Genomic DNA, 20,775 nt, shown 5'->3' with positions numbered 1-20,775 from the left:
TATTTTTTGATTCTGATTAGTACAGATGGAGTGATTATTATGGGAAAAAGGGATCGAAATTGGAAGTATCCAAGGACCAGATTACAGTGGCTTTGGGATAATATGGAAGGGCACAGATTTATATATGTCTGCGCTATTTTAGGCACAGTTGTCTACAACATGTTGCAGCTGACAGTGCCTTTTTTTTCTGGCAAAATCGTTGATGAATTCTTGACCGGTGAAGGGGCCAAAGAGAATATGGCCCTTCATCCGGATCAGTTCTTTAAGCTTCTGGCACTGATGGTAGGCCTTACTATCTTTAGATGCATTATTGTGTATCTGGATTGCATGGCTTATGAGAAGGTGTCTCAGGACGTTCTTTTTAAGGTACGTAATTTCCTATACAACAAAATACAGAGACAGGACATGAAGTTCTACAGTACCTACAGAACCGGAGACCTTATGACAAGAGTTACCGGCGACCTTGACGCTGTAAGACATATGGTGGCCTGGGTTGTGAGAATGGTTGTGGAAGCTTTTTCTCTTGTGACAGCTACCGCTATCTACTTCATTATCATGGACTGGAAGCTGGCTTTCAGCCTTCTTATTGTGGCGCCATTAATCTTTTTTATCATATATGTATTTAAGCTTTTGGTTGCGCCAATGCATGCGCTTCTTCGTGAAAAGCTGGCTTACATGAACACTGTTGCCCAGGAGAATATTGCAGGTAACAGAGTAGTTAAGGCCTTTGCAAGAGAAGAATACGAGATAAGCAAGTTTGATGACTGCAACCAGGATTACAGGGATACAAACAAGAAGACAGCAGGAATCTGGCTTCGCTTTTATCCTTTTGTAGAAACACTGGCAAACCTCCTGGCAGTAATTCTGCTTCTGGTAGGTGGTATGTTCCTGATAAACGGCGAGATGTCTATGGGACAATATGTTTCTTTCTCAGGCCTTATCTGGGCTATCGCAAACCCTATGAGACAGCTGGGCAACGTAATGAACGAGTTTCAGAGATTCTCCGCAGCTTCAGCCAAAGTTATGGAGATTTACTACTCAGAGCCTGAGATTGTGGATGCTCCGGATGCTGTTGACGTTCAAGGCAGATTTAAAGGCGAAGTTGAGTTTAAGAATGTTTCATTCCAGTACGCTGATGCCAAGCTCCCTGTTCTTGAGCATATTTCTTTTACCGCTAAGCCGGGACAGACAATTGCCATCATGGGAGAGACAGGCTGCGGAAAGACTTCCCTTATTCACCTGATTCCAAGATTCTATGAGCCTACTGAAGGCGAGATTCTTATAGACGGCGTAAATGTCAATAAGCTTAAACTGTCACAACTTCGTAAAAACATTGGTCTGGCTACTCAGGATGTGCTTCTGTATTCAGATACAATTGATGGAAACATCGCCTACGGAGATAGCAATATCAGTAAGGAAGAGGTTGTGAGATTTGCGAAATACTCAGCTGCTTCTGACTTTATTGCCAAGATGCCTGAAGGCTATGACACCATTGTTGGAGAAAGAGGTGTAGGCTTATCCGGAGGACAGAAGCAGAGAATATCCCTTGCAAGAGCGCTGGCAGTAAAACCTTCAATTCTTATTCTCGATGACACAACCTCAGCTGTAGATCTTGAGACGGAAAAAGAGATTCAGGATAGCTTAAGGCACCTTGATTTCCCTTGTACCAAGATCATCATTGCTCAGCGTATCTCAACTACCAAGGATGCTGATCAGATTCTTATCATGCAGCACGGCGAGATCAAAGAGCGCGGAACTCATGAAGAACTCATTAAGCTGGGTGGATATTATGCAGAGCTTGTGAAACTACAGGCCGGTGCGTAATCATTAATCAGATAAAAGTGTGATGCTGCTGTAAACAGCGATAATAATGGAGAAATAATCATGGCTAGAAGAAATACATATAAAGAAGACGAAATATTAGAAGAGCCTTTTGACATACGACACCTGCTTCGCGCCTGGGTATATATTAAGAAACATGCAGGCAAAATGGCGATTGCGCTTATCTTGTCGGCAATGGGCGGCGCCTGCGCTCTGGTTAGCCCTATGATCGTGCAAAAGGCCCTGGACGTTGCCATACCAAATGGTGATGTTAATATGCTGTACAGACTTGTAGTGGCTGTTGCATGCTTTTACGTGGTGAGCGTCATTTTTACCACAATTCGCTCTCATATTATGATCAATGTCAGTCAGAATATTATTTACCAGATAAGGTCAGATCTTTTTAAACATTTGCAAAAGCTGCCGTTCCAGTACTATGATGACAGACCACAGGGAAAGATTCTTGTAAGAGTTGTTAACTACGTAAACTCTGTTTCGGATATGCTAAGTAACGGTCTTATAAATGTAATCCTTGAAATCATAAACCTTGTGTTTATCGTAGTGTTCATGTTTGCTGTGGATGTAAGTCTTAGCCTTGTGGTTTTGGCCGGAGTCCCTTTCCTTATGTTGTTTATGTTCTGGATCAAGAACAAGCAAAGAAAGGCCTGGCAGGCGGTTTCCAACAAGAATTCAAACCTTAATGCCTACCTTCAGGAAAACATTGTAGGTGCCAGAATTACTCAGATTTTTGCAAGAGAAGATGAGAATGCTGAAATCTTCAAGACTCTCTCCGGCAATTGTCGCAAGACCTGGATGACGGCAGTTGGCTACAGTACCCTCGTTTGGCCGGGAATTGATACTATTTCTGTTCTTGTAAGAGCTGCGATTTATCTTTTCGGACTGTTTATTTTTGCAAGTGGTCATGAAACTTTGGGAACAATTGTGGCCATATCAAGCTACGCATCAAGATTCTGGCAGCCTATCATGAACCTAGGTAACATATTTAACGGATTTATCAACAACATGGCTTACCTTGAGAGAATCTTTGAGACAATGGATGAGCCTGTTACGGTTGACGATGAGCCAGACGCTATAGAAATGCCCAAGGTTGTGGGAGAGGTTACTTTTGAGAATGTTTCTTTTTCTTATGAGAAGGGAAAAGAGATTCTTCATAACGTATCCTTCAGTGTTAAGCCAGGTGAGAGTGTTGCCCTGGTAGGACCAACCGGAGCAGGAAAGAGCACCATAGTAAGCCTTATTTCAAGATTTTATAACGTAGACAGCGGAAGAATTCTTATAGATGGACAGGATATCTCCAAGGTTACTTTGCAGTCCTTACGCTCACAGATGGGTATCATGCTTCAGGACAGCTTTATTTTCTCCGGAACCATTGAAGATAATATCCGCTATGGTAAGCTTGATGCCACAGAGGCAGAGATCAGAAGAGCCAGTAAGACAGTTTGCGCCCATAGCTTTATTAAGGGTATGCATGATGGCTACAGAACAGAGGTAAAAGAGAGAGGCGCCCTCCTTTCACAGGGACAGAAGCAGCTCATTTCCTTTGCCAGAACTCTTTTATCAGATCCCGCAATTCTGGTTTTGGATGAAGCAACCTCCAGTATTGATGTTCAGACTGAAAAAGCACTTCAGCAGGGGCTTGACGCCATGCTTGCCGGAAGAACAAGCTTTATCATAGCCCACAGATTATCGACCATCACCAAGTGCGATAAGATCATGTATATCAATGACGGTGGCATCACCGAGTGCGGAAGCCATGATGAGCTTATGGCCAAGAAGGGAGATTATTATCATCTTTACACGGCCCAGATGGAAGGCCTGGAAGTAGGGTAATATTGAATTAGGAAACCGAATAATGAAATTCAGTTTCGAATGTGCGCTTGCGGAGTGAAATATTGTTTGGAAATGACGGAAAAAATTTATCAATTTTATAATTAATTCACAAATAATTCATAATCATGGTATATGATACTCCACATGAAAATATATGATATACCGCAGGCAACAAAAATAACCATTAACATGGTTCATAATAATCAAAACCAGACGGTAGAAGCTACAGTGCTTACAAGATATGGCGATGGAATACTTATTACACCGATTTCTTGTAACGGACAGCTTATCGATATTGTTTCGAATGCTAACTTCGAGTATGTTGAGGCACTTACCGATGACAAGCATGTGTTCCAGGCTGATACCATCAGCCGTGTGGATTTTGCAGGAACAGATTTCCATGTTGTAACAGGAAGGGAAATCGTTATTGCAGATAATCAGCGTAAGGCCGAGAGATATAATGTGCAGATCATGGGAACTGCCGTTATCAACAAGTCTTTCAGTATCAGTGTGGTCTTACATGACATTTCAATGAGAGGCTTTTCTCTTATGGTTGGTAAGAACTCAGGCTATAAGATTGGCGATAAGGTTAAGGTTGAATTCGCCAAGGATGAGAGCAGTGCCAGAATGGCAATGTATGGAATTGTAGTAAGAGAATTTTCTATCGGCGGCTATAATGCTGTTGGATGTGAGATAGAAAATATCAGTCCAAAAGTACTTAGCTTTATTATGGAGAAAAAGATTGAGCACGCAAAAAAGACTACTGCTATGGCTATTTTCCAGGCCGAGCAGGCAGCAGTTGTGTGACGTATTCATGCGCAAATCGAACTCTGTTTCATAAATATAGCCCATACAACCACGGTTGTATGGGCTTAACTTTTAACAAAGTTAGATATGGCCTGTGAGATTAAACATTGACAGTGTTTAGTCAAATTTGACATATTGTTTATGGCATTGTAAAATTTCACTGGTTGGGGTATAACTTTTATTCTTATAAATGATGATAGGTATTATGAACATGTATAAAGAAAAAAAGAAAAACCTGCTTATACTCATAGCTTTTTCCGCTGTTTTGTGTATTGCACTTCTGGTTGGACTTGCTGTGAGTGACAAACCGGATAATCGTACTTTGTCAGCTACAGATTTTTCAACTCAGACAGTTGTCAAGACTATTACTGAAGACACAAATAATGCTGTTGCTGAAGCTACTGTTGGTTATGAAGAGTTTCTGGACACAACAGTGGTTGAGGCCAAGGAGAATGGCGCAGAGTTTTCTCTTACGGCTTTTACTGTTACTGAGTATGAGACAATAGCCAAAATGTTTGCTAGCGATACTGTTAATGTTAGGGCAGGAGCCGGAACAGACTATGACAAGCTTGGCAAGGTTGCCTGGGGTACCGAAATGCAGGTTACAGGCGTAACAGACAATGGCTGGTTTGAGGTGTTATATAAGGATCTGATTGGCTATATCAGAGGCGATTACATGGTAGAAGAGATGCCGGGAATCCCATATTTATTTGTAGGCGATTCCAGAACTGTACAGATGCAGATGGCTGTCGGTTCTACGGATAAGGCTTACATTGCCAAGATCGGTGAGGGATACAGCTATTTCAAGAATACTGCTCTTTCCCAGATTCCAAGTTATGCCGGTCAGGGCACTGTTATGATCATCAATTTTGGTGTTAATGATCTTTCCAATGCATCCAAGTATATTAAGCTTGTCAATGATAACATTGATACCTGGGTGAACGCAGGAATTACAGTTTATTATTCTTCTGTTACTCCTGTTGGAAGCTGCAGTGTATCTAATGCTCAGATTGAAAGCTTTAATGCTGCATTGCAGAGCGGACTTGATGAAAGAGTACATTGGATAGATAGTTATTCATATCTTTTGCAGACTGGTTATAGCACTAATGATGGACTTCATTATAATAAGGAAACCTACAGAAATCTGTATTCCTATTATATGTCTGTAATTAGCCAGCAGGCTTAAATAATTACGCAGTGTACCAGCCCTGAAAGGTTCGTGCCTTTCAGGGTTGTTTCATTTTAGTAACGGAGGTCTATATGAATATAGTTCTTTTATCAGGAGGATCAGGAAAGCGCTTATGGCCACTTTCCAATGATATCAGATCCAAGCAGTTTATTAAGATTTTCAAGAAAGAAGATGGCTCTTATGAATCCATGGTTCAGAGGGTTTATCGTCAGATTAAAAAAGTAGACAAGGATGCCACGGTTACAATCGCAACCAGTAAGACACAGGTTTCAGCTATTCATAATCAGCTTGGGACAGAGGTAGGTATTTCAATTGAGCCCTGCAGAAGAGATACATTCCCTGCTATCGCTCTTGCCACAAGCTATCTTGTAGATGTTATGGGCATTAGTCCCAAAGAGTCTGTGGTTGTTTGTCCGGTTGATCCTTATGTAGAAGATGAGTATTTTGAGGCTCTTAAGGCTCTTTCTGATCAGGCGGATAAGGGTGAGGCTAATCTGGTGCTCATGGGTATTGAGCCAACTTATCCTTCCGAAAAGTACGGATATATCATTCCTGCATCCAAGGATAACGTAAGCCAGGTTTCAACCTTCAAGGAAAAGCCATCAATTGATGTGGCCAAGGATTACATCAGCCAGGGAGCTCTTTGGAACGGCGGTGTATTTGCATATAAGCTTCAGTATGTGCTTGATAAAGCCCATGAGCTTATCGACTTTACTGACTATAATGATCTTTTTGCCAAGTACGACACTCTTACCAAGATTTCTTTTGACTACGCTGTAGTAGAAAAAGAAGATAAGATACAGGTAATGCGTTTTGGTGGACAGTGGAAGGATCTTGGAACCTGGAATACACTTACAGAGGCAATGGAAGAGAACGTTGTAGGTAAGGGAATTCTCAATGAGACCTGCAAGGGCGTTCATATCGTTAATGAGATGGATGTACCGGTGCTTGCAATGGGACTTACTGATGTGGTAATCTCAGCATCTCCTGAGGGAATCCTGGTATCTGACAAGGAACAGAGCTCCTACATTAAGCCTTTTGTTGATGGAATAGAGCAGCAGATCATGTTTGCGGAAAAGAGCTGGGGCAACTTCAAGGTTATCGATGTTGAGCCTGGAAGTATGACAATCAAGGTTACTCTCAATGCAGGCCATTCCATGAACTACCACAGCCATCAGAACAGAGATGAAGTATGGGTTGTAATCTCAGGTGAAGGTAAGACAATTATCGAGGGATTAGAAGAAAAGGTTGTACCCGGTGATGTTGTTAAGATGAAAGCCGGATGCAAGCATACTGTAATCGCAGATACAGAACTTAAGCTCATTGAAGTTCAGATTGGTGACTCAATTAGCGTAGAAGATAAGATTAAACATTCACTATAATATAAAGAAAGGCTTGGACCAAGGTCCAAGCCTTTTACTATGTGAATTATTAGCCTTTTACAGCACCTTCGATCATACCTTCCATGATCTGCTTCTGTGCGATGAGGAAGATGATGATCATAGGAATAATTGCAAGAAGCGCAGCGGGAAGAATTCTATCCCAGCTCTTTACATAAGATCCTACGAATTTCTGGATAGCAATAGGAATAGTCATAACCTTACCATTCTGTCCAAGCATCATAGAAGGAAGAAGGTAGTCATTCCAGATCCACATACCATTAAGAATGGTTACTGTAGTGATAACAGGAGTAAGAAGAGGGAAGATAATCTGGAAGAATGTCTGCTCCGGTGAGCATCCATCAATAGATGCTGCCTCTTCAAGGTCATAAGGAACTCCCTTAATAAATCCATTTAAGATAAATACTGTCATTGCTCCGCCAAATCCCAGGTAGGCGAACACTAAACCTGGAACTGACTGAAGCATAGGAATACCAATAAACTTACCAACATCGCGGAAGGTAGAAATAAGTGGAAGCATAACAACCTGAAAAGGTATTATCATTGATGCGATGAAGGTAAAGTAAATAACTGTTGACCAAACCGTTTTGTTACGGCAGATAACCCAAGCTGCCATAGCGCCAAACAGTGATAAAAGTATCAGTGACAAAACAGTAATAAGTGCAGATGCGCCAAAGGAGCTAAAGAACAGGAAGTTTGGATCGTTAACAACTGCCTTAATGTTCTCAGCAAGCTGCGTGAAGCTGGCGCCGGAAAGACTTACAGGATTAGCTGTTATGTCAGAGGTTACTTTTCCTGAGTTAATAAGAAGCAGGAAAAATGGGAATAATACATATACTGCAATTATAATGGCGATGATAAATCTGATTACAACGCTGGATGTTTTTTCTTTTGTATGCATTATAATTCCACCTCCTTCTTATTAGAAATACGAACCTGAACAATTGATACTACAGCAAGAATAATGAAGAACAGAACGGCCTTGGCCTGACCAAGAGCGTAGTCGTTATTGATTACTGCTGTGGTGTAAATGTTAAGAGCAAGCATCTCGGTTCCGTTTGCGATGTATGAACCAAGGAACTGTACTGATCCTTTACCGTTTGTAAGAGCAAGGTTTACATCGAACTGCTTGAAGGCTGATGTAAGTGTAAGGAAAGTACAGATTGTAATAGTAGGTGCTATCATAGGGAGCTTGATATTGAACAATGTCTGAGTCTTGTTAGCACCATCAATGGCAGACGCTTCAAGTACATCTCCGGGGATTGTATTAAGACCTGTGATGTAAATAAGCATGATATAACCTGCGTACTGCCAGATATATACGATAATAATGGCAAGGAATGCCGTATTTGTATCCGAAAGCATTGAGTAAGTTCCGGTGAACTTAGTTACAACATTACTGAAAATGAATTGCCAGATATAACCAAGTACGATTCCTCCAATAAGGTTTGGAAGGAAGTAAGCTGCTCTAAAGAATCCGAGACCTTTGATCTTGGAAGTGCATAGAAGAGCAAGTAAAAATGCTACTAGATTAACCAAAATCATGTTAAATACAACGAACAAAAATGTGAGAAGAATTGACCACAGAAATGCAGGCTGTTTAAACATTCTGGTGTAGTTGGAAAGACCAACAACTCCTGTCATCTTGATACCGTTCCAGTCTGTAAAGGAATATCCGATACCGAGGATAAGAGGAATTATAACTGTTACCATAAAAGCAAAAAGAAGTGGAAACAGGAAAATGAAATTGATGATTGAACGATGGTGTTTAAGTGTGGGGAAAAGATATAGTCCTATAAAGAACAAAACTACACCGCCGATGAGCATTGCTCCCCTAGATGCGTTACCAGTTCCAGCAATTGACAATCCCAAACCGGCTATCGCAAGCACAATTCCTGCTATAAGGCTGATAAAAGAAACAGCCTTTCTCCCTATAGAAAATGTACTCATGTGTAATCCCCCTTTCATGGGCCTAAGAGAAAAAGTTTAAATAAGGGCAGGACATATTTGCCCCGCCCTTACATGTACTGAAATTACTGAGCGTAGTAATCTGCGATTACCTGTGCCATTGTTGAAACGAATCCATCAGCGTCAAGCTTGCCCTTTGCATAATCTGCAAATACGTTACATGTTGAGTTCTGAAGTCCGTCCTTCTTGAGCATTGTGTGCCATCCTGAGTAGTTACCAGCTGTGATGTAGCTGTTCATGCTCTTGTAGAATGGGTTAACTGCCTCGTACTGGCAATCATCAAATGGAGATACAAGACCAGCATCGTTAACAAGGATGTTCTGAGCTGAGTCGCCTGCGCACCAGTTGAAGAATGCCTTAGCGCCGTCAACGTTACCTGAAGCATATGCTACCCAATATGAAGGTGGTCCAGCGATGATTGTGTTGATACCATCTTCAAATGCATATGGAGCAAAGCCGCACTCGAAAGACACATCATCAGGAGATGTTACACACCAGTTACCCTGTGTGATAAATACATACTTGCCTTCCTTGAAGCCGGCTACCTGATTGTCATATGTGCCGTCGATAAGGAGTGCAGGATCTGAATACTGATTCATCATGCCGATGAACTCAGCAAAGTTCTTCATTCTAGCTTCGTCGATCTTACCACCGTCGTTAAGAAGATCGATGTAAGTTGTGTCGTCAGCCTTAAGACCTGCGTCAAGGTACTGACCAAATACGTGTGTACCTGAAGACCAGCCAAGGTTTGTAGGCTCTGCGCACCAACCAAATACAGCTGTGATTCCAAGCTCATCCTTCTTGGCATCAAGAGTTTCGCAAGCAGCCTTCCAAGCATCTGGGCTTGTAAGAGAAGCAGGATCTACTCCAGCCTTAGCAAGGAGATCAGCGTTATATCCAAGAGCTGTAGCCTCTACTGTGTAAGGGAATCCGATTGTTCCCATGTTAGCGTCAATAAGTTCGAAACCTGTCTTGTTTGTCCAATCTTCACCTGAAAGATCAGCAAGCATTCCGTCCCATGTTGCAGCCTGGTTAGCTTCGATTACGAAGATATCTGGCATGTTGTCAGCCTGATACATTTTCTTAAGCTCGTCAGATGCGTTTGTATCGCCACCGATAGTCTCAACTGTGAGAACATTACCAGTCTCTTCCTGATACTTAGCTGCAAGTGCCTGCATCTGGTCGTTGATTTCTGGCTTACCATTCAGAAGACGAACAGGAGCTGCACCGGATGCAGTATCTGTAGTCTCTGCTGCAGGAGTTTCTGTTGTTGTGGACTCTGTCTGAGTCTGTGTGTTGTCAGATGTTGTTGTGTCAGCTGATGTTGATCCGCAAGCTACAAGGGATGCTACCATTGCGCCAGCGAGAAGTACTGACATGAGTTTCTTTTTCATTTGTAATCCTCCTTTTGTGCATTTTGCCATAACATGATTATTTTTTGGCGGTTCCTTTTGCGCATAAGTTGTACGCTGAATACAAAATATCACATTATTGCACAAAAAACAAGCGGTTGACGCAAAAATATTGGTTATGAAAGGCGCGGATATCGGTGAAATGCAGATAAATACTGAGGATTTGACATTATTATTTTTTTATTAAATTATAAAATAATAATAAAGAAAAGCACGATAAAATGTATATTTTATAAACTTATGCGCAAAAGTTTCTTTTGGTCAACTTGCATAATGGAATTTGTATATTTTGCGCAACCGGTAACACAGTTGCAATAAAAAAGCTGACAGAAATAAATACTGTCAGCTGAAAATATGTCATATATATCCAAAGATCATTTTCTAATGTCTTTGACGGTATCTCTGATAACAAGCTTGGTGGGAAGCTGTATCTGATTTGGGGTTTTTTGACCGGATAATTGTTTGAGCAGTGTCTGGGCTGCTGTGACACCCTTTACTTTTACATCCTGATGAACGGTGGTAAGAGCAGGTCTGTGAAGCTTACCCAGCATATTGTCATCAAAACCTACAATGGAAATATCATCCGGAACAGATATTCCTCTATCTTCCAAGGCAGCTATGAGTGTAACTGCGTACAGGTCCGAAACACATACTATTGCAGTGAATTCGTTGGAGCGAGCACATATCTCATCTAAGCTTTCTTCGATTTCTTCTGTTCTTGGTCTGATCTTTAAGAAGTTCGTGGATTTGTATTTAATGCCTGCATCCTTAAGAGCCTTCTTGTATCCGTTGAGTCTGGCAAGATCGACACCGTTTGTGTTATCGGATAAGAAAGCAATCTTTTTGTGACCCTGTTTAATCAGGTAATTGGTAATGTCGTAGGTGCCCTGTTCATCGTCAAGTCCCACATTGGTAAAGTGCTTGAGACCTTCAATACTGTAAGTATCAATACACACAATGGGCTTTTTGTATTTTTCGCTGACACGGATTCCGTCGTCGCCGATCATACCAAACAGGATAAGGCCATCAACGTTCCATGTCGAAACGTGGCGCATGATCTCAACAGTATCTGAGGAAATATACAACATCATGAAGTATCCCGCGTTTCGTATTGTCTCCTCGACACCTCCGATAAGTTCTGATACAAATGGGTCCATGATCAGATTTTCGTACTTATCTGCACGGGCTTTAAGAGCTAGGCCGATGATCTTGGATTCGTTCTGTGCTAGGTTTCGTGCATTTATATTCGGCACATAATCAACCTTATCCAGAAAATCCTGAACCTTTTTCTTGGTATCATCAGATACTTCGCTGGTTTTTCCGTGAATAACATTTGAGACCGTTGTAGTGCTCATGTTAAGTTGTTTTGCAATCTCTTTAATCGTTATCATAATTTATTTTGGTCTTTACAAAGAAAAAAAGTTATTGTATGTTGTGTTCAAAATAACATGGCGGAACATAAGTTGTCAAAGAACCTACATTTCTATTGTTGCATAATTATGCAAGAAAGTGAAGAGGAGTATTATGAACACAAATTACAACAGAATATCTGAAGTGTCAGATGCTGTTATGGAAAAACTTGAGGCTGCAGCCGAAAAGGTTGCATCAGTATCAATCCCATCAGATATCCCACATGGGGATATGCCGGGAGATAAGATAGAAATCGGAGATAGTCATACAGCTAAGGCTAAGACTATTTTCCCTAAACTTGTAGATGAACTTAAGAAGACTATCGGATCAAATAAGTACGGACGTGCAGTTGTTGCTGTATGTGGTGGAAGTGGTGTTGGTAAATCCGAGATTGCGTCATGCCTGTCATTTTTACTTGAGCAGGCTGGAATCGGCAGCTACACAATGTCTGGAGATAATTACCCACATCGTATTCCTATGTACAATGATGCAGAAAGACTTCATGTATTTAGAGAAAGCGGAATAAGAGCTATGGTTGACGCAGGTGTCATGTCACAAGAACATATGGAAGTTCTTAAGAAGTGGCAGATTGCTGAAGATGATGCCAATAAGGCTCATGCAGAAACTGACACATGGTTCAAATCATATTTAGAAGGCGGTTCAAAGGGACTTAATGATTACCTTGGAACACCAAAGGAAACAGACTTTGAGGAAGTTGATCAGATTATGAAGGCCTTCAAGGATGGTGCTGACAAGCTCTACCTTAAGAGAATGGGAAGAGATGAAGCTTCTCTTTGGTATGACGAAGTAGATATGTCATCCAAGCAGGTTCTCATTGTTGAGTGGACTCACGGAAACAGCGATTATATGTCACAGGTTGATATTCCTGTACTTCTCAACAGTACTCCTCAGGAAACACTGGAGCACAGAAGAAGCAGAAACAGAGACGGTAAGCTTGACAGTCCATTCACTACTATGGTTTTGGAACTTGAGCAGCAAAAGCTGGTTGATCAGGCTCACAAGGCGAAGATCATCATTACTAAGGCAGGCGAGCTTATAAACTACGACGAGTTTAAGAAATTGTACAATATGGATTGATAAGGAGATTAAAGTGAGTAAAAAATTTGTTGATAACGGACCGATGCTCAATGCTTACCCGGATAGCATGGGTGGAACACTTTCCGATATTGTATCAGTTCTTTCAAAGAAAGAGTTTGAGGACGTATTTCAGTCCTTTTATATCCTTCCAAGTATCTTCAATACAGATCTGGACAGAGGCTTTTCTGTCATCGATTATGGTATAAACGAAGAACTTGCTGACAAAAAAGATCTTGAGGCACTGGATAAGCTTGGAATCAACCTTAAGCTTGATTTCATCCTCAACCATGCATCAGTCCTTTCACCACAGTTCCAGGATCTTATCAAGAATGGTGAAAAGTCCAAGTATGCCGATTTCTTCATCAATTGGAATAAGTTCTGGGAAGGCTGCGGAGAGATGACAGAGGGCGGATACATTCAGCCCAGAGAAGAATATATCAAGGATATGTTCTTTAGAAAACCGGGACTTCCGATCCTTATGGTTAGAATGCCTGATGGTAAGGATGTTCCTTATTGGAATACATTCTATCAGGAGGTACAGTACAAGAGACCTGATGCTCAGGACCTCATGGAAAAGATCGATATTCAGTATCTTGCAGCTTCCAGACTGTCCGAGAGAATCTGCAAGGCTCTGGATGAGGGCAAGAAGCCTGCAGAGATTGATTTTGCGGGTTATGAGAAATACAAGGATGCGGTTATAGATCTTCTTGAATCAGGTAGAAGATACCTTGGACAGATGGATCTTAATATCAAGTCTGACCTTGTATGGGAACATTATCGAAACACTTTAAAGGCTCTTTCCGGATATGGTGCAAGGATCGTAAGACTTGATGCATTTGCTTATGCTCCTAAGGAGCCGGGGAAAAAGAACTTCCTCAACGAGCCTGACACTTGGGATGTACTTGAAAAGGTTAAGAAGCTTGCTGATGAGTTTAACGTATCTCTTTTACCTGAGATTCATGCAAGCTACAAGGAAAAGATATATGAAACCGTAGCAGATAAGGGCTATATGACCTATGACTTTTTCCTTCCCGGACTTCTTATCTATGCTATTGAGCATAAGGACGGAGAAGTGCTTGCAAAGTGGGCAAACGAGATTCAGGAAAAGAAAATCCGCGTAGTCAACATGCTTGGCTGCCATGATGGTATTCCGCTTCTTGATCTTAAGGGAATTCTCTCAGACGAAGACATTGAAGATATGATTCAGACCATCGTTGGAAGAGGCGGCTATGTCAAGGATCTTCACGGTGCCAAGAATATGTACTATCAGGTTAATGCCACATATTACAGTGCTCTTGGTGATGATGACAAGAAGATGCTCTTTGCAAGAGCAATTCAGATGTTCATGCCCGGTAAGCCACAGGTTTGGTACCTTGATCTTTTTGCAGGCAAGAATGACCATGAAGCTGTTAAACGCGCCGGTGCAGGCGGACATAAGGAAATCAACAGAACTAATCTTTCCCTATCTCAGATTGAAGAGGCAATGGGCAAGGATGTAGTTAAGAAGCAGCTTGAGCTCCTTCACCTCCGTAACACCAATCCGGCATTTGGCTTTGATGCTAAGCTTGATATTAAGACAGATGGCAGCGTTATGACATTTACATGGACTAACGGAGAACACAAGATCTCACTTGCAGCAAACTTTGCAGATTATTCATATACAATACAGTAATTATGGTAAGCCATACGACCGTCACCATTGCAGGGGCAGTCGTATGGTTCTTTTTTTGCCCAAAGATGATATACTTCAAAGAGTAGTGAAAACATTAAGGTGTGGATGAATGGCTGAAGAAAACGTTTTGACAAAAAGAGAACAGCTTGATGAAGCAGGAAAGCGGGTGCTGGGGGCATCCAGAACAGAGCTTTATATTGATATGCGTTTTTTTGGCTCGGCTCTTAATAGTCTGGGGTATGAGATGGACCTGTCAATGACTACAGTTGGCACAGATGCTGTGAGTATCAGGTTTAATCCTAGCTATGTACTTCGGCTATTTTTAGAAGAACCGGGCAAGCTTAACAGAACTTATCTTCACATGCTACTTCATTGCATATTTATGCATATGTATACATCGGCGGGGTATAAGGACGAGAGACTTTTTGATGTATGTGCTGATATTGTAGTGGAGTCAATCCTGGATGGAATGGACTATCAGTGCATTTACAGGGTGTCTTCTGACTATAGGGATAGATGGTACGAGCTTTTGGAAAAAGAGGTTAAGGTTTTGACAGTTGAGAAACTTTATCGATATTTTTCTCAGGAGCATGAACTGGATATCTTTGAGCTTGAAAAGCTGGAAAGAGAATTTAAGCTTGATGACCATGGCTTTTGGAGTAGGCTGGTGGATAAGCCTTCAGATGATAAGGATGAGAACTCTGATAATAAACCGGAGGATAAGGAGATGCCTCCCCTTGATGATGACTATCAGAATCCTTTTAATAATGAGAGTAACGAATCAGAGAAAACTACGACAAAGTATATAAACCCAAGGCGCCTACAGCAGATCAAGGATGCCAAAAAAGATTGGGATAAAGAAGGAAAAAGGATCCAGACCGAAATAGAAACCATTGGTAAGGAACACAGCGACAGGCTGGGAAAACTTACATGGCTATTAAAGGTACAGAATACAAGCCATAGAGACTTTCGGGAATTCCTGCAAAGATTTAAGGTTCTAAGGGAAGAAGGAGGCGTTGATCTCGACAGCTTCGACTACGGAATGTACTCCTTTGGCCTTGAACACTACGGCAATATGCCTCTAATAGAAGAAAACGAATTCAGAGAAGTTAAGAAAATTCAGGAGCTGGTTATAGCAATTGATACCTCCGCTTCCTGCAAAGACAGTCTGGTTCAGAGATTTCTTAATGAGACTGCAGGGATACTTCTTGATAGGGAGAGCTTTTTTCAGAGGATAAAAATCTGTGTTATCCAGTGCGATAATCAGATTCAGAAGACGGATTTTATTGAAAAAAGTGATGAAATGAATAAATATTCTTCTGAAATTCATGTGGAAGGCGGCTATGGAACGGATTTCAGACCTGTTTTTGAACATGTAGAAGAATTAAAATCAGCCGGAAAATTTGAAAATCTAAAGGGACTTATATATTTTACGGACGGCTACGGAGAATTTCCGGATAAACCTACAAGCTACGATACAGCCTTTGTTTTTCCAAAGGATGAGGATTACACCGACGAAAACGTCCCGGACTGGGCCCTGAAGCTATACATCTGAGAGGGTAACCGAAACGAGGAGATAATACATAAAAGAAAATAATAACCGAAGTAGAGGTATATATGAACATAGATCAGGCGAAAGAAGAAGTTAAAAATGCGGTAAGAGCTTATCTGGAAAAGGATGAAGCGGGACAATATGAGATTCCTACTGAAAGGCAGCGCCCAATCTTACTTATGGGCCCTCCCGGAATAGGTAAAACTGCAGTAATGGAGCAGATTGCCCATGAACTTGGAATCAATCTTGTTTCCTATACAATTACCCATCATACCAGACAGAGTGCCATCGGACTTCCGATGATCTCAGAGAAAGAGTTCGGAGGCAAAAAATATTCTGTAACTGAATATACTATGAGTGAAATCATCGGTGCTGTGTATGAACAGGTTGAGAAGTCAGGAATTCATGAGGGAATTCTTTTTCTGGATGAAATAAACTGTGTCTCTGAGACGCTGGCTCCGACAATGCTGCAGTTCCTGCAGTATAAGACTTTCGGAAGTCATAAGCTCCCTGAGGGTTTCATAATAGTCACAGCGGGAAATCCGCCTCAGTACAACAAGTCCGTAAGAGATTTTGACATAGTTACACTGGACCGTGTGAGACAAATAAACATCGAGGAAGATTTTGAGGCTTGGAAGACCTACGCCTACAAGGCCGGAGTGCATGGCTCTATTATGGCCTACCTTGAGATCAAAAAAGATAATTTCTACAGTATAAAAACGGATGCTGACGGAAGAAGCTTTGTGACCGCAAGAGGTTGGGAGGATTTATCAAGAGTCATCAAGGTTCACGAAAAGCTTCAGATTCCTGTGGATGAAAACCTTACAGTTCAGTACCTTCAGAACAAAGATATAGCCAGGGATTTTGCTACCTACTACGAGCTGTATCGAAGATATAATGAGCTTTATAAGATTCCGGATATTCTGGAAGGAAGATTTCCTGAGGATAAAAAAGCTATCAGAGAGGGCTCTTTTGACGAAAAGCTCAGTATCATAGGACTTCTTACAGATAAACTTATGGATGAGTTCAAAGATTATGCAATGCAGCAGGCTGTGCAAAAAGAACTGTTTGAAATCATAAAGGAATTTGCTTCCAATAATTCTGATTTTGAAAATGGATTTTTGGCGTACAAGATTTCTGAGCTTGATAGCAAACTTAAATCCCAGCTTGATGCTGGCCTTGTCAGCAGGGAGGAAGAGAAGATTAAGAGGCTTGTGATAGCAGCTCTTAGTGAATGTACAGATATTGCCGGCAAAGCAGCTGTATCGAATTCTGGGGAAAAATCTGGAATTGAGCTTGCCAAGAAGTGGTTCAATGAAAGAGAAGCTGCCCGTCAAAGCAGCATTAAGACAACAGGAGAGCATCTCACAAACAGCTTTGAATTCCTGGAACAGACCTTTGGGAATAGCCAGTCTCTATCCGGAAGCCAGGAAATGGTAATCTTCTTAACTGAGCTTTCCAAGGCATATTACAGCCTTAAGTTCGTAAGAGAAACCGGCAATGAAGCTTATTACGAGTACAATAAGCTCCTTCTTCTAAACGACAGGAAACAGGAACTGAAAAATCTGGCTCAGAGCCTGATATTTTAAGGAAAAAAGTAATTGGGGGATAATATGTCGACCTACGAGGAAATGTTTGACAAAATTTTAAGGGCAGCAAGAGAGGATGACAGAATACGCGCCGTGACAATGGAAGGCTCGGCCGTTACTCCGGGAGCCAAAAAGGACAGGTTTTCCGATTTTGATGTGACCTTTTTTGTGACTGATATCAGGGAGTTTACCGGGGATCATGATTACATGAAGCGCTTCGGCGAAATCCTTATCATGCAGATGCCTGATGATTACTACGCTGAGCCCTATGATTATAACGGTACAAACCGTTTTGCCTACCTTACTCAGTACAAGGATGGTAACAGAATTGATCTGACCTTAATAGATATCAGTAACATTTCCGAGCAAAAGAGCTTTAACGAGCCAAGAACAGTACTTATAAACAAGGACAATTTTCCGGAGCTTAAAAATATCGAATCCAATGAAGTGTTCTATATAAAGAAGCCCTCGGAATTTGAGTTCTTTAACACAGTCAATGAATTTCGCTGGATAAGTAACTACGTAACCAAAGGGCTTTGCAGGCATGAACTGTATTATGCAAAAAGATGCCTTGAAGAATACATGATGGACATGTTCATGAAGATGATCAACTGGAAGGTTGGCATCGACAATGATTTTAAGGTAACAACAGGAGCCAATTCCAAGTATCTTGGTAAATATCTTTCAAAGGAAGAGATGGAGCGATTTGCAGGTATTTTTGCAAATGGCGAATATGAGGACATGTGGAATAAGCTCTTTTTGATGTATGACTATTTTGAAGAATTGTCTATCTATGTATCAGAGAAACTTGGATATCCGCTTGATCTTGAGGAGTCCGAAAATGTCAGGGACTTCATGAAGGCCAGACGCAGTTCTATTTTACGTTAGGCGATAATTCTCCGTTAGCAATGACGGTAAGGTGCTGGGTTGCACGTGACATTGCAGTATAGAGACAGTGTCTTCCCAATAAATCATTAGGGTAGGATTTGCTGTCAGCGTCAGCCAAAATAACATTGTCAAATTCAAGACCCTTGGCAAGTGACAGGTCAATCATAAATGCGCCTTCAGAAGGAAGAGCATCGTCCTCTGCAATAACAACAGGAGCATTCTTTCCAAGCTTAGCAACAGCATTTTCAAGATTAAACTGATTTCTGAAAATTACCGCGGTAAGGCCTTCTTTTTTGGCAGATTCATCAATGAGTCTGGTGAGCTCTGTGTAATACTCTTTATCAGAATCAAATGCTTTTACAGCAACCTTTTCTCCGGGTCTTTGCACAGAAGAAACCTGCAGCTTTTTCTCAGGTGGAAGGAGAGAAGCAAACATATCGGTGATCTCCGGTGAACTTCTATAACTTGTCATAAGAGGAAGCTCTACGAATTTCTTGTCATCGGCATTTGACATCTCAGCAATCTCTGCAAAAGATACAGTGCCTTCTCTGATAGCCTGATTCTCATCTCCAAGGAGCATGAACTTGGCATTTGGGAAGAACTTTCTAAATACCATAAGCTGGGCTTTGGTATAATCCTGTACTTCATCAATCATCATATACTTCATATTACGATCGCAGAAGCCTGTAAGCTCCATCTTGGTGTAAAGCCATTCTGATGCGGTTATGCGGTCACTTCCAAGAATTCTCTTGGCAATATGCATAACATTCACAAAGCCGCAGTGTTTGATATTTCTAAGGGCTCCGCCGTAGTCATTTTCAATTCTGTTGTTTTCGGCGGAATCCGATTTGGCTGATCCTTCTGATTCATCCTCCACCTCTTTATCAAGGTTGTGGAGTGTGTTCTTGGCGCGAACTTCAAGCTCATCCGATACGGTCTGGATGAGGCGCACTCCCATTGGAAATTGAGAGAATCTCTTAACGACAGCCAGCACATCATTTTTGTTTATGACCATAGTATCTTTTTGCTTGATGTCAAAAAAGTCGTCGGCTGTAGGAACAAGCGTAGGCAGCATATCGTGAATCTTTTGAAGATTCTCTGCAGTGGTAGAATCTGCGCCATTTTCAGTAAATGGCACATTTACCATTTCCAGGAATTCGTGCCAGGTAATTGTAAGAGGATTGGTCTCTCCCAGATCCGGAAGAACGTTATCAATATAGTCGCGAAATACTGGATTAAGTGTCATAAGGCACACCTGATCAGGACGCAGGGTTTTTCTTTTTTGGTAAAAGAGATATGCAATTCTCTGAAGAAGAACTGAGGTCTTACCACTTCCGGCAATCCCGTTTACAAGTAAAACGGGAACGTCCGGGTAGCGGATAACAGTGTTCTGCTCCTTCTGAATAGTAGCTGTTATTGCCTGCATCTTATCAGACCTTGCCTGAGAAAGAGATGCAAGAAGCATTGGATCTTCGATGGCAATCTGAGTGTCAAAGAAGGAAAGAAGCTTATCCTGCTTGATATCGAACTGGCGGCGAAGCTTAAGATCAACAGGGATTTCCCTGTCTTCCACAGTGTAGCTTGTATGCCCGCTTTCCTGATTGTAATAAACTTCAGCGATTGGGGATCTCCAGTCTACAACCATCTGGTCATAGCCGTTTTCAGAAATAGCTGCGCGGCCAATGTAGTAGTCCTCCGGATCTTCTGACGGGTCGAACTGAACCTGAATTTTGGCAAAATAAGGGGACTCCAGCAGCTTTTTGACAGTAGAAAGGCGGTTACTAAGTGAACTGCTTTCTACATTATAAGAATCTATATATCTGTTCCAAACCTCAAGCTCTGTCAGAGTTTCCATGGTAGTCTCGATATCAGCGTAGTCGAAACGAAGATTGTCTCTGATATCGTTCTTGTCATCCATGGCCTTTTCATTGAGGGCAGAGATCTGATCCTCCAGATCTTTTTTCATCTCAAGGAGCTTGTCGTATGTTTTGGTCAAATGGGATTGTTCCTGATTAAAGATTTCTTTTTCCATAATAATCACCTGTGTAACTGAATCTGATTGTTGCCATGAGTAGCTGTGTAGTTATTGTGGTGTGTAAAAAGTAAAACTGTGAATTG

Annotated in this window: 15 protein-coding genes; 10 read left to right on the top strand and 5 right to left on the bottom strand. The window is 41.5% G+C overall.

The genetic code is table 11. From position 1 onward, the window contains the following. Nucleotides 1–39: 39 nt before the first annotated feature. From G613_RS0109630 to G613_RS0109610, 5 genes are all read left to right on the top strand, one after another. Nucleotides 40–1,824, top strand: a complete 1,785-nt coding sequence (locus G613_RS0109630; protein ID WP_029232468.1) for an ABC transporter ATP-binding protein — start codon at nucleotides 40–42, stop codon at nucleotides 1,822–1,824. Between the two features lie 60 nt (nucleotides 1,825–1,884). Next, entirely contained in the window at nucleotides 1,885–3,672 is a 1,788-nt protein-coding gene (locus G613_RS0109625) for an ABC transporter ATP-binding protein (protein ID WP_029232467.1), read from the top strand. Nucleotides 3,673–3,816: 144 nt separating this feature from the next. Further along, entirely contained in the window at nucleotides 3,817–4,479 is a 663-nt protein-coding gene (locus G613_RS0109620; protein WP_029232466.1) for a PilZ domain-containing protein, read from the top strand. A 205-nt stretch (nucleotides 4,480–4,684) separates the two neighbouring features. Further along, nucleotides 4,685–5,665, top strand: a complete 981-nt coding sequence (locus G613_RS0109615) for an SH3 domain-containing protein (protein ID WP_196805052.1) — start codon at nucleotides 4,685–4,687, stop codon at nucleotides 5,663–5,665. 74 nt (nucleotides 5,666–5,739) lie between these two features. Then, nucleotides 5,740–7,050, top strand: coding sequence for a sugar phosphate nucleotidyltransferase (locus G613_RS0109610; protein WP_029232464.1), 1,311 nt, complete (start codon nucleotides 5,740–5,742; stop codon nucleotides 7,048–7,050). A gap of 49 nt (nucleotides 7,051–7,099) precedes the next feature. Here the strand turns inward: G613_RS0109610 and G613_RS0109605 are convergent, their stop codons facing one another. The 4 genes from G613_RS0109605 to G613_RS0109590 all read right to left on the bottom strand — a co-directional run bounded on the left by G613_RS0109605 (nucleotide 7,100) and on the right by G613_RS0109590 (nucleotide 11,839). Further along, on the bottom strand, nucleotides 7,100–7,969 hold the full coding sequence (locus tag G613_RS0109605) for a carbohydrate ABC transporter permease (RefSeq protein ID WP_029232463.1): 870 nt from the start codon (nucleotides 7,967–7,969) through the stop codon (nucleotides 7,100–7,102). Then, nucleotides 7,969–9,018 (bottom strand): carbohydrate ABC transporter permease, encoded by a 1,050-nt coding sequence (locus G613_RS0109600; RefSeq protein ID WP_029232462.1) that lies wholly within the window; start codon nucleotides 9,016–9,018, stop codon nucleotides 7,969–7,971. Before G613_RS0109600 ends, G613_RS0109605 begins: the two co-directional genes overlap by 1 nt. A gap of 83 nt (nucleotides 9,019–9,101) precedes the next feature. Further along, on the bottom strand, nucleotides 9,102–10,430 hold the full coding sequence (locus tag G613_RS0109595; RefSeq protein WP_029232461.1) for an ABC transporter substrate-binding protein: 1,329 nt from the start codon (nucleotides 10,428–10,430) through the stop codon (nucleotides 9,102–9,104). Nucleotides 10,431–10,822: 392 nt separating this feature from the next. Next, on the bottom strand, nucleotides 10,823–11,839 hold the full coding sequence (locus G613_RS0109590) for a LacI family DNA-binding transcriptional regulator (protein WP_029232460.1): 1,017 nt from the start codon (nucleotides 11,837–11,839) through the stop codon (nucleotides 10,823–10,825). 133 nt (nucleotides 11,840–11,972) lie between these two features. Here G613_RS0109590 and G613_RS0109585 point away from each other — a divergent pair, with 133 nt between their 5' ends. The 5 genes from G613_RS0109585 (at nucleotide 11,973) to G613_RS0109565 (ending at nucleotide 18,657) form a co-directional block, all read left to right on the top strand. Further along, nucleotides 11,973–12,956: an adenylylsulfate kinase gene (locus G613_RS0109585; RefSeq protein ID WP_242826134.1), complete on the top strand. Its 984-nt coding sequence runs from the start codon at nucleotides 11,973–11,975 to the stop codon at nucleotides 12,954–12,956. Between the two features lie 43 nt (nucleotides 12,957–12,999). Then, nucleotides 13,000–14,628 carry a glycosidase gene (locus G613_RS0109580; protein WP_442852303.1) on the top strand — a complete coding sequence of 543 codons (1,629 nt, stop codon included), beginning with the start codon at nucleotides 13,000–13,002 and terminating at the stop codon, nucleotides 14,626–14,628. A gap of 109 nt (nucleotides 14,629–14,737) precedes the next feature. After that, nucleotides 14,738–16,183, top strand: coding sequence for a vWA domain-containing protein (locus G613_RS18640; RefSeq protein ID WP_029232457.1), 1,446 nt, complete (start codon nucleotides 14,738–14,740; stop codon nucleotides 16,181–16,183). Between the two features lie 62 nt (nucleotides 16,184–16,245). Continuing rightward, nucleotides 16,246–17,769: an ATP-binding protein gene (locus tag G613_RS0109570; RefSeq protein WP_029232456.1), complete on the top strand. Its 1,524-nt coding sequence runs from the start codon at nucleotides 16,246–16,248 to the stop codon at nucleotides 17,767–17,769. Between the two features lie 24 nt (nucleotides 17,770–17,793). Then, nucleotides 17,794–18,657, top strand: a complete 864-nt coding sequence (locus G613_RS0109565) for an aminoglycoside 6-adenylyltransferase (protein ID WP_029232455.1) — start codon at nucleotides 17,794–17,796, stop codon at nucleotides 18,655–18,657. On the opposite strand, the gene G613_RS0109560 is transcribed toward G613_RS0109565, so the two are convergent. Further along, complete coding sequence (locus G613_RS0109560) at nucleotides 18,644–20,689, bottom strand: HelD family protein (RefSeq protein WP_029232454.1); 2,046 nt, start codon at nucleotides 20,687–20,689, stop codon at nucleotides 18,644–18,646. The two genes, G613_RS0109565 and G613_RS0109560, sit on opposite strands and share 14 nt — an antisense overlap. Nucleotides 20,690–20,775 lie beyond the last annotated feature (86 nt).

Source organism: Butyrivibrio sp. VCB2006 (assembly GCF_000420945.1).
GTDB lineage: Bacteria > Bacillota > Clostridia > Lachnospirales > Lachnospiraceae > Butyrivibrio.
Note: the sequence above shows the minus strand (reverse complement) of the source record. Positions and strands in the feature narration are given on the sequence as shown.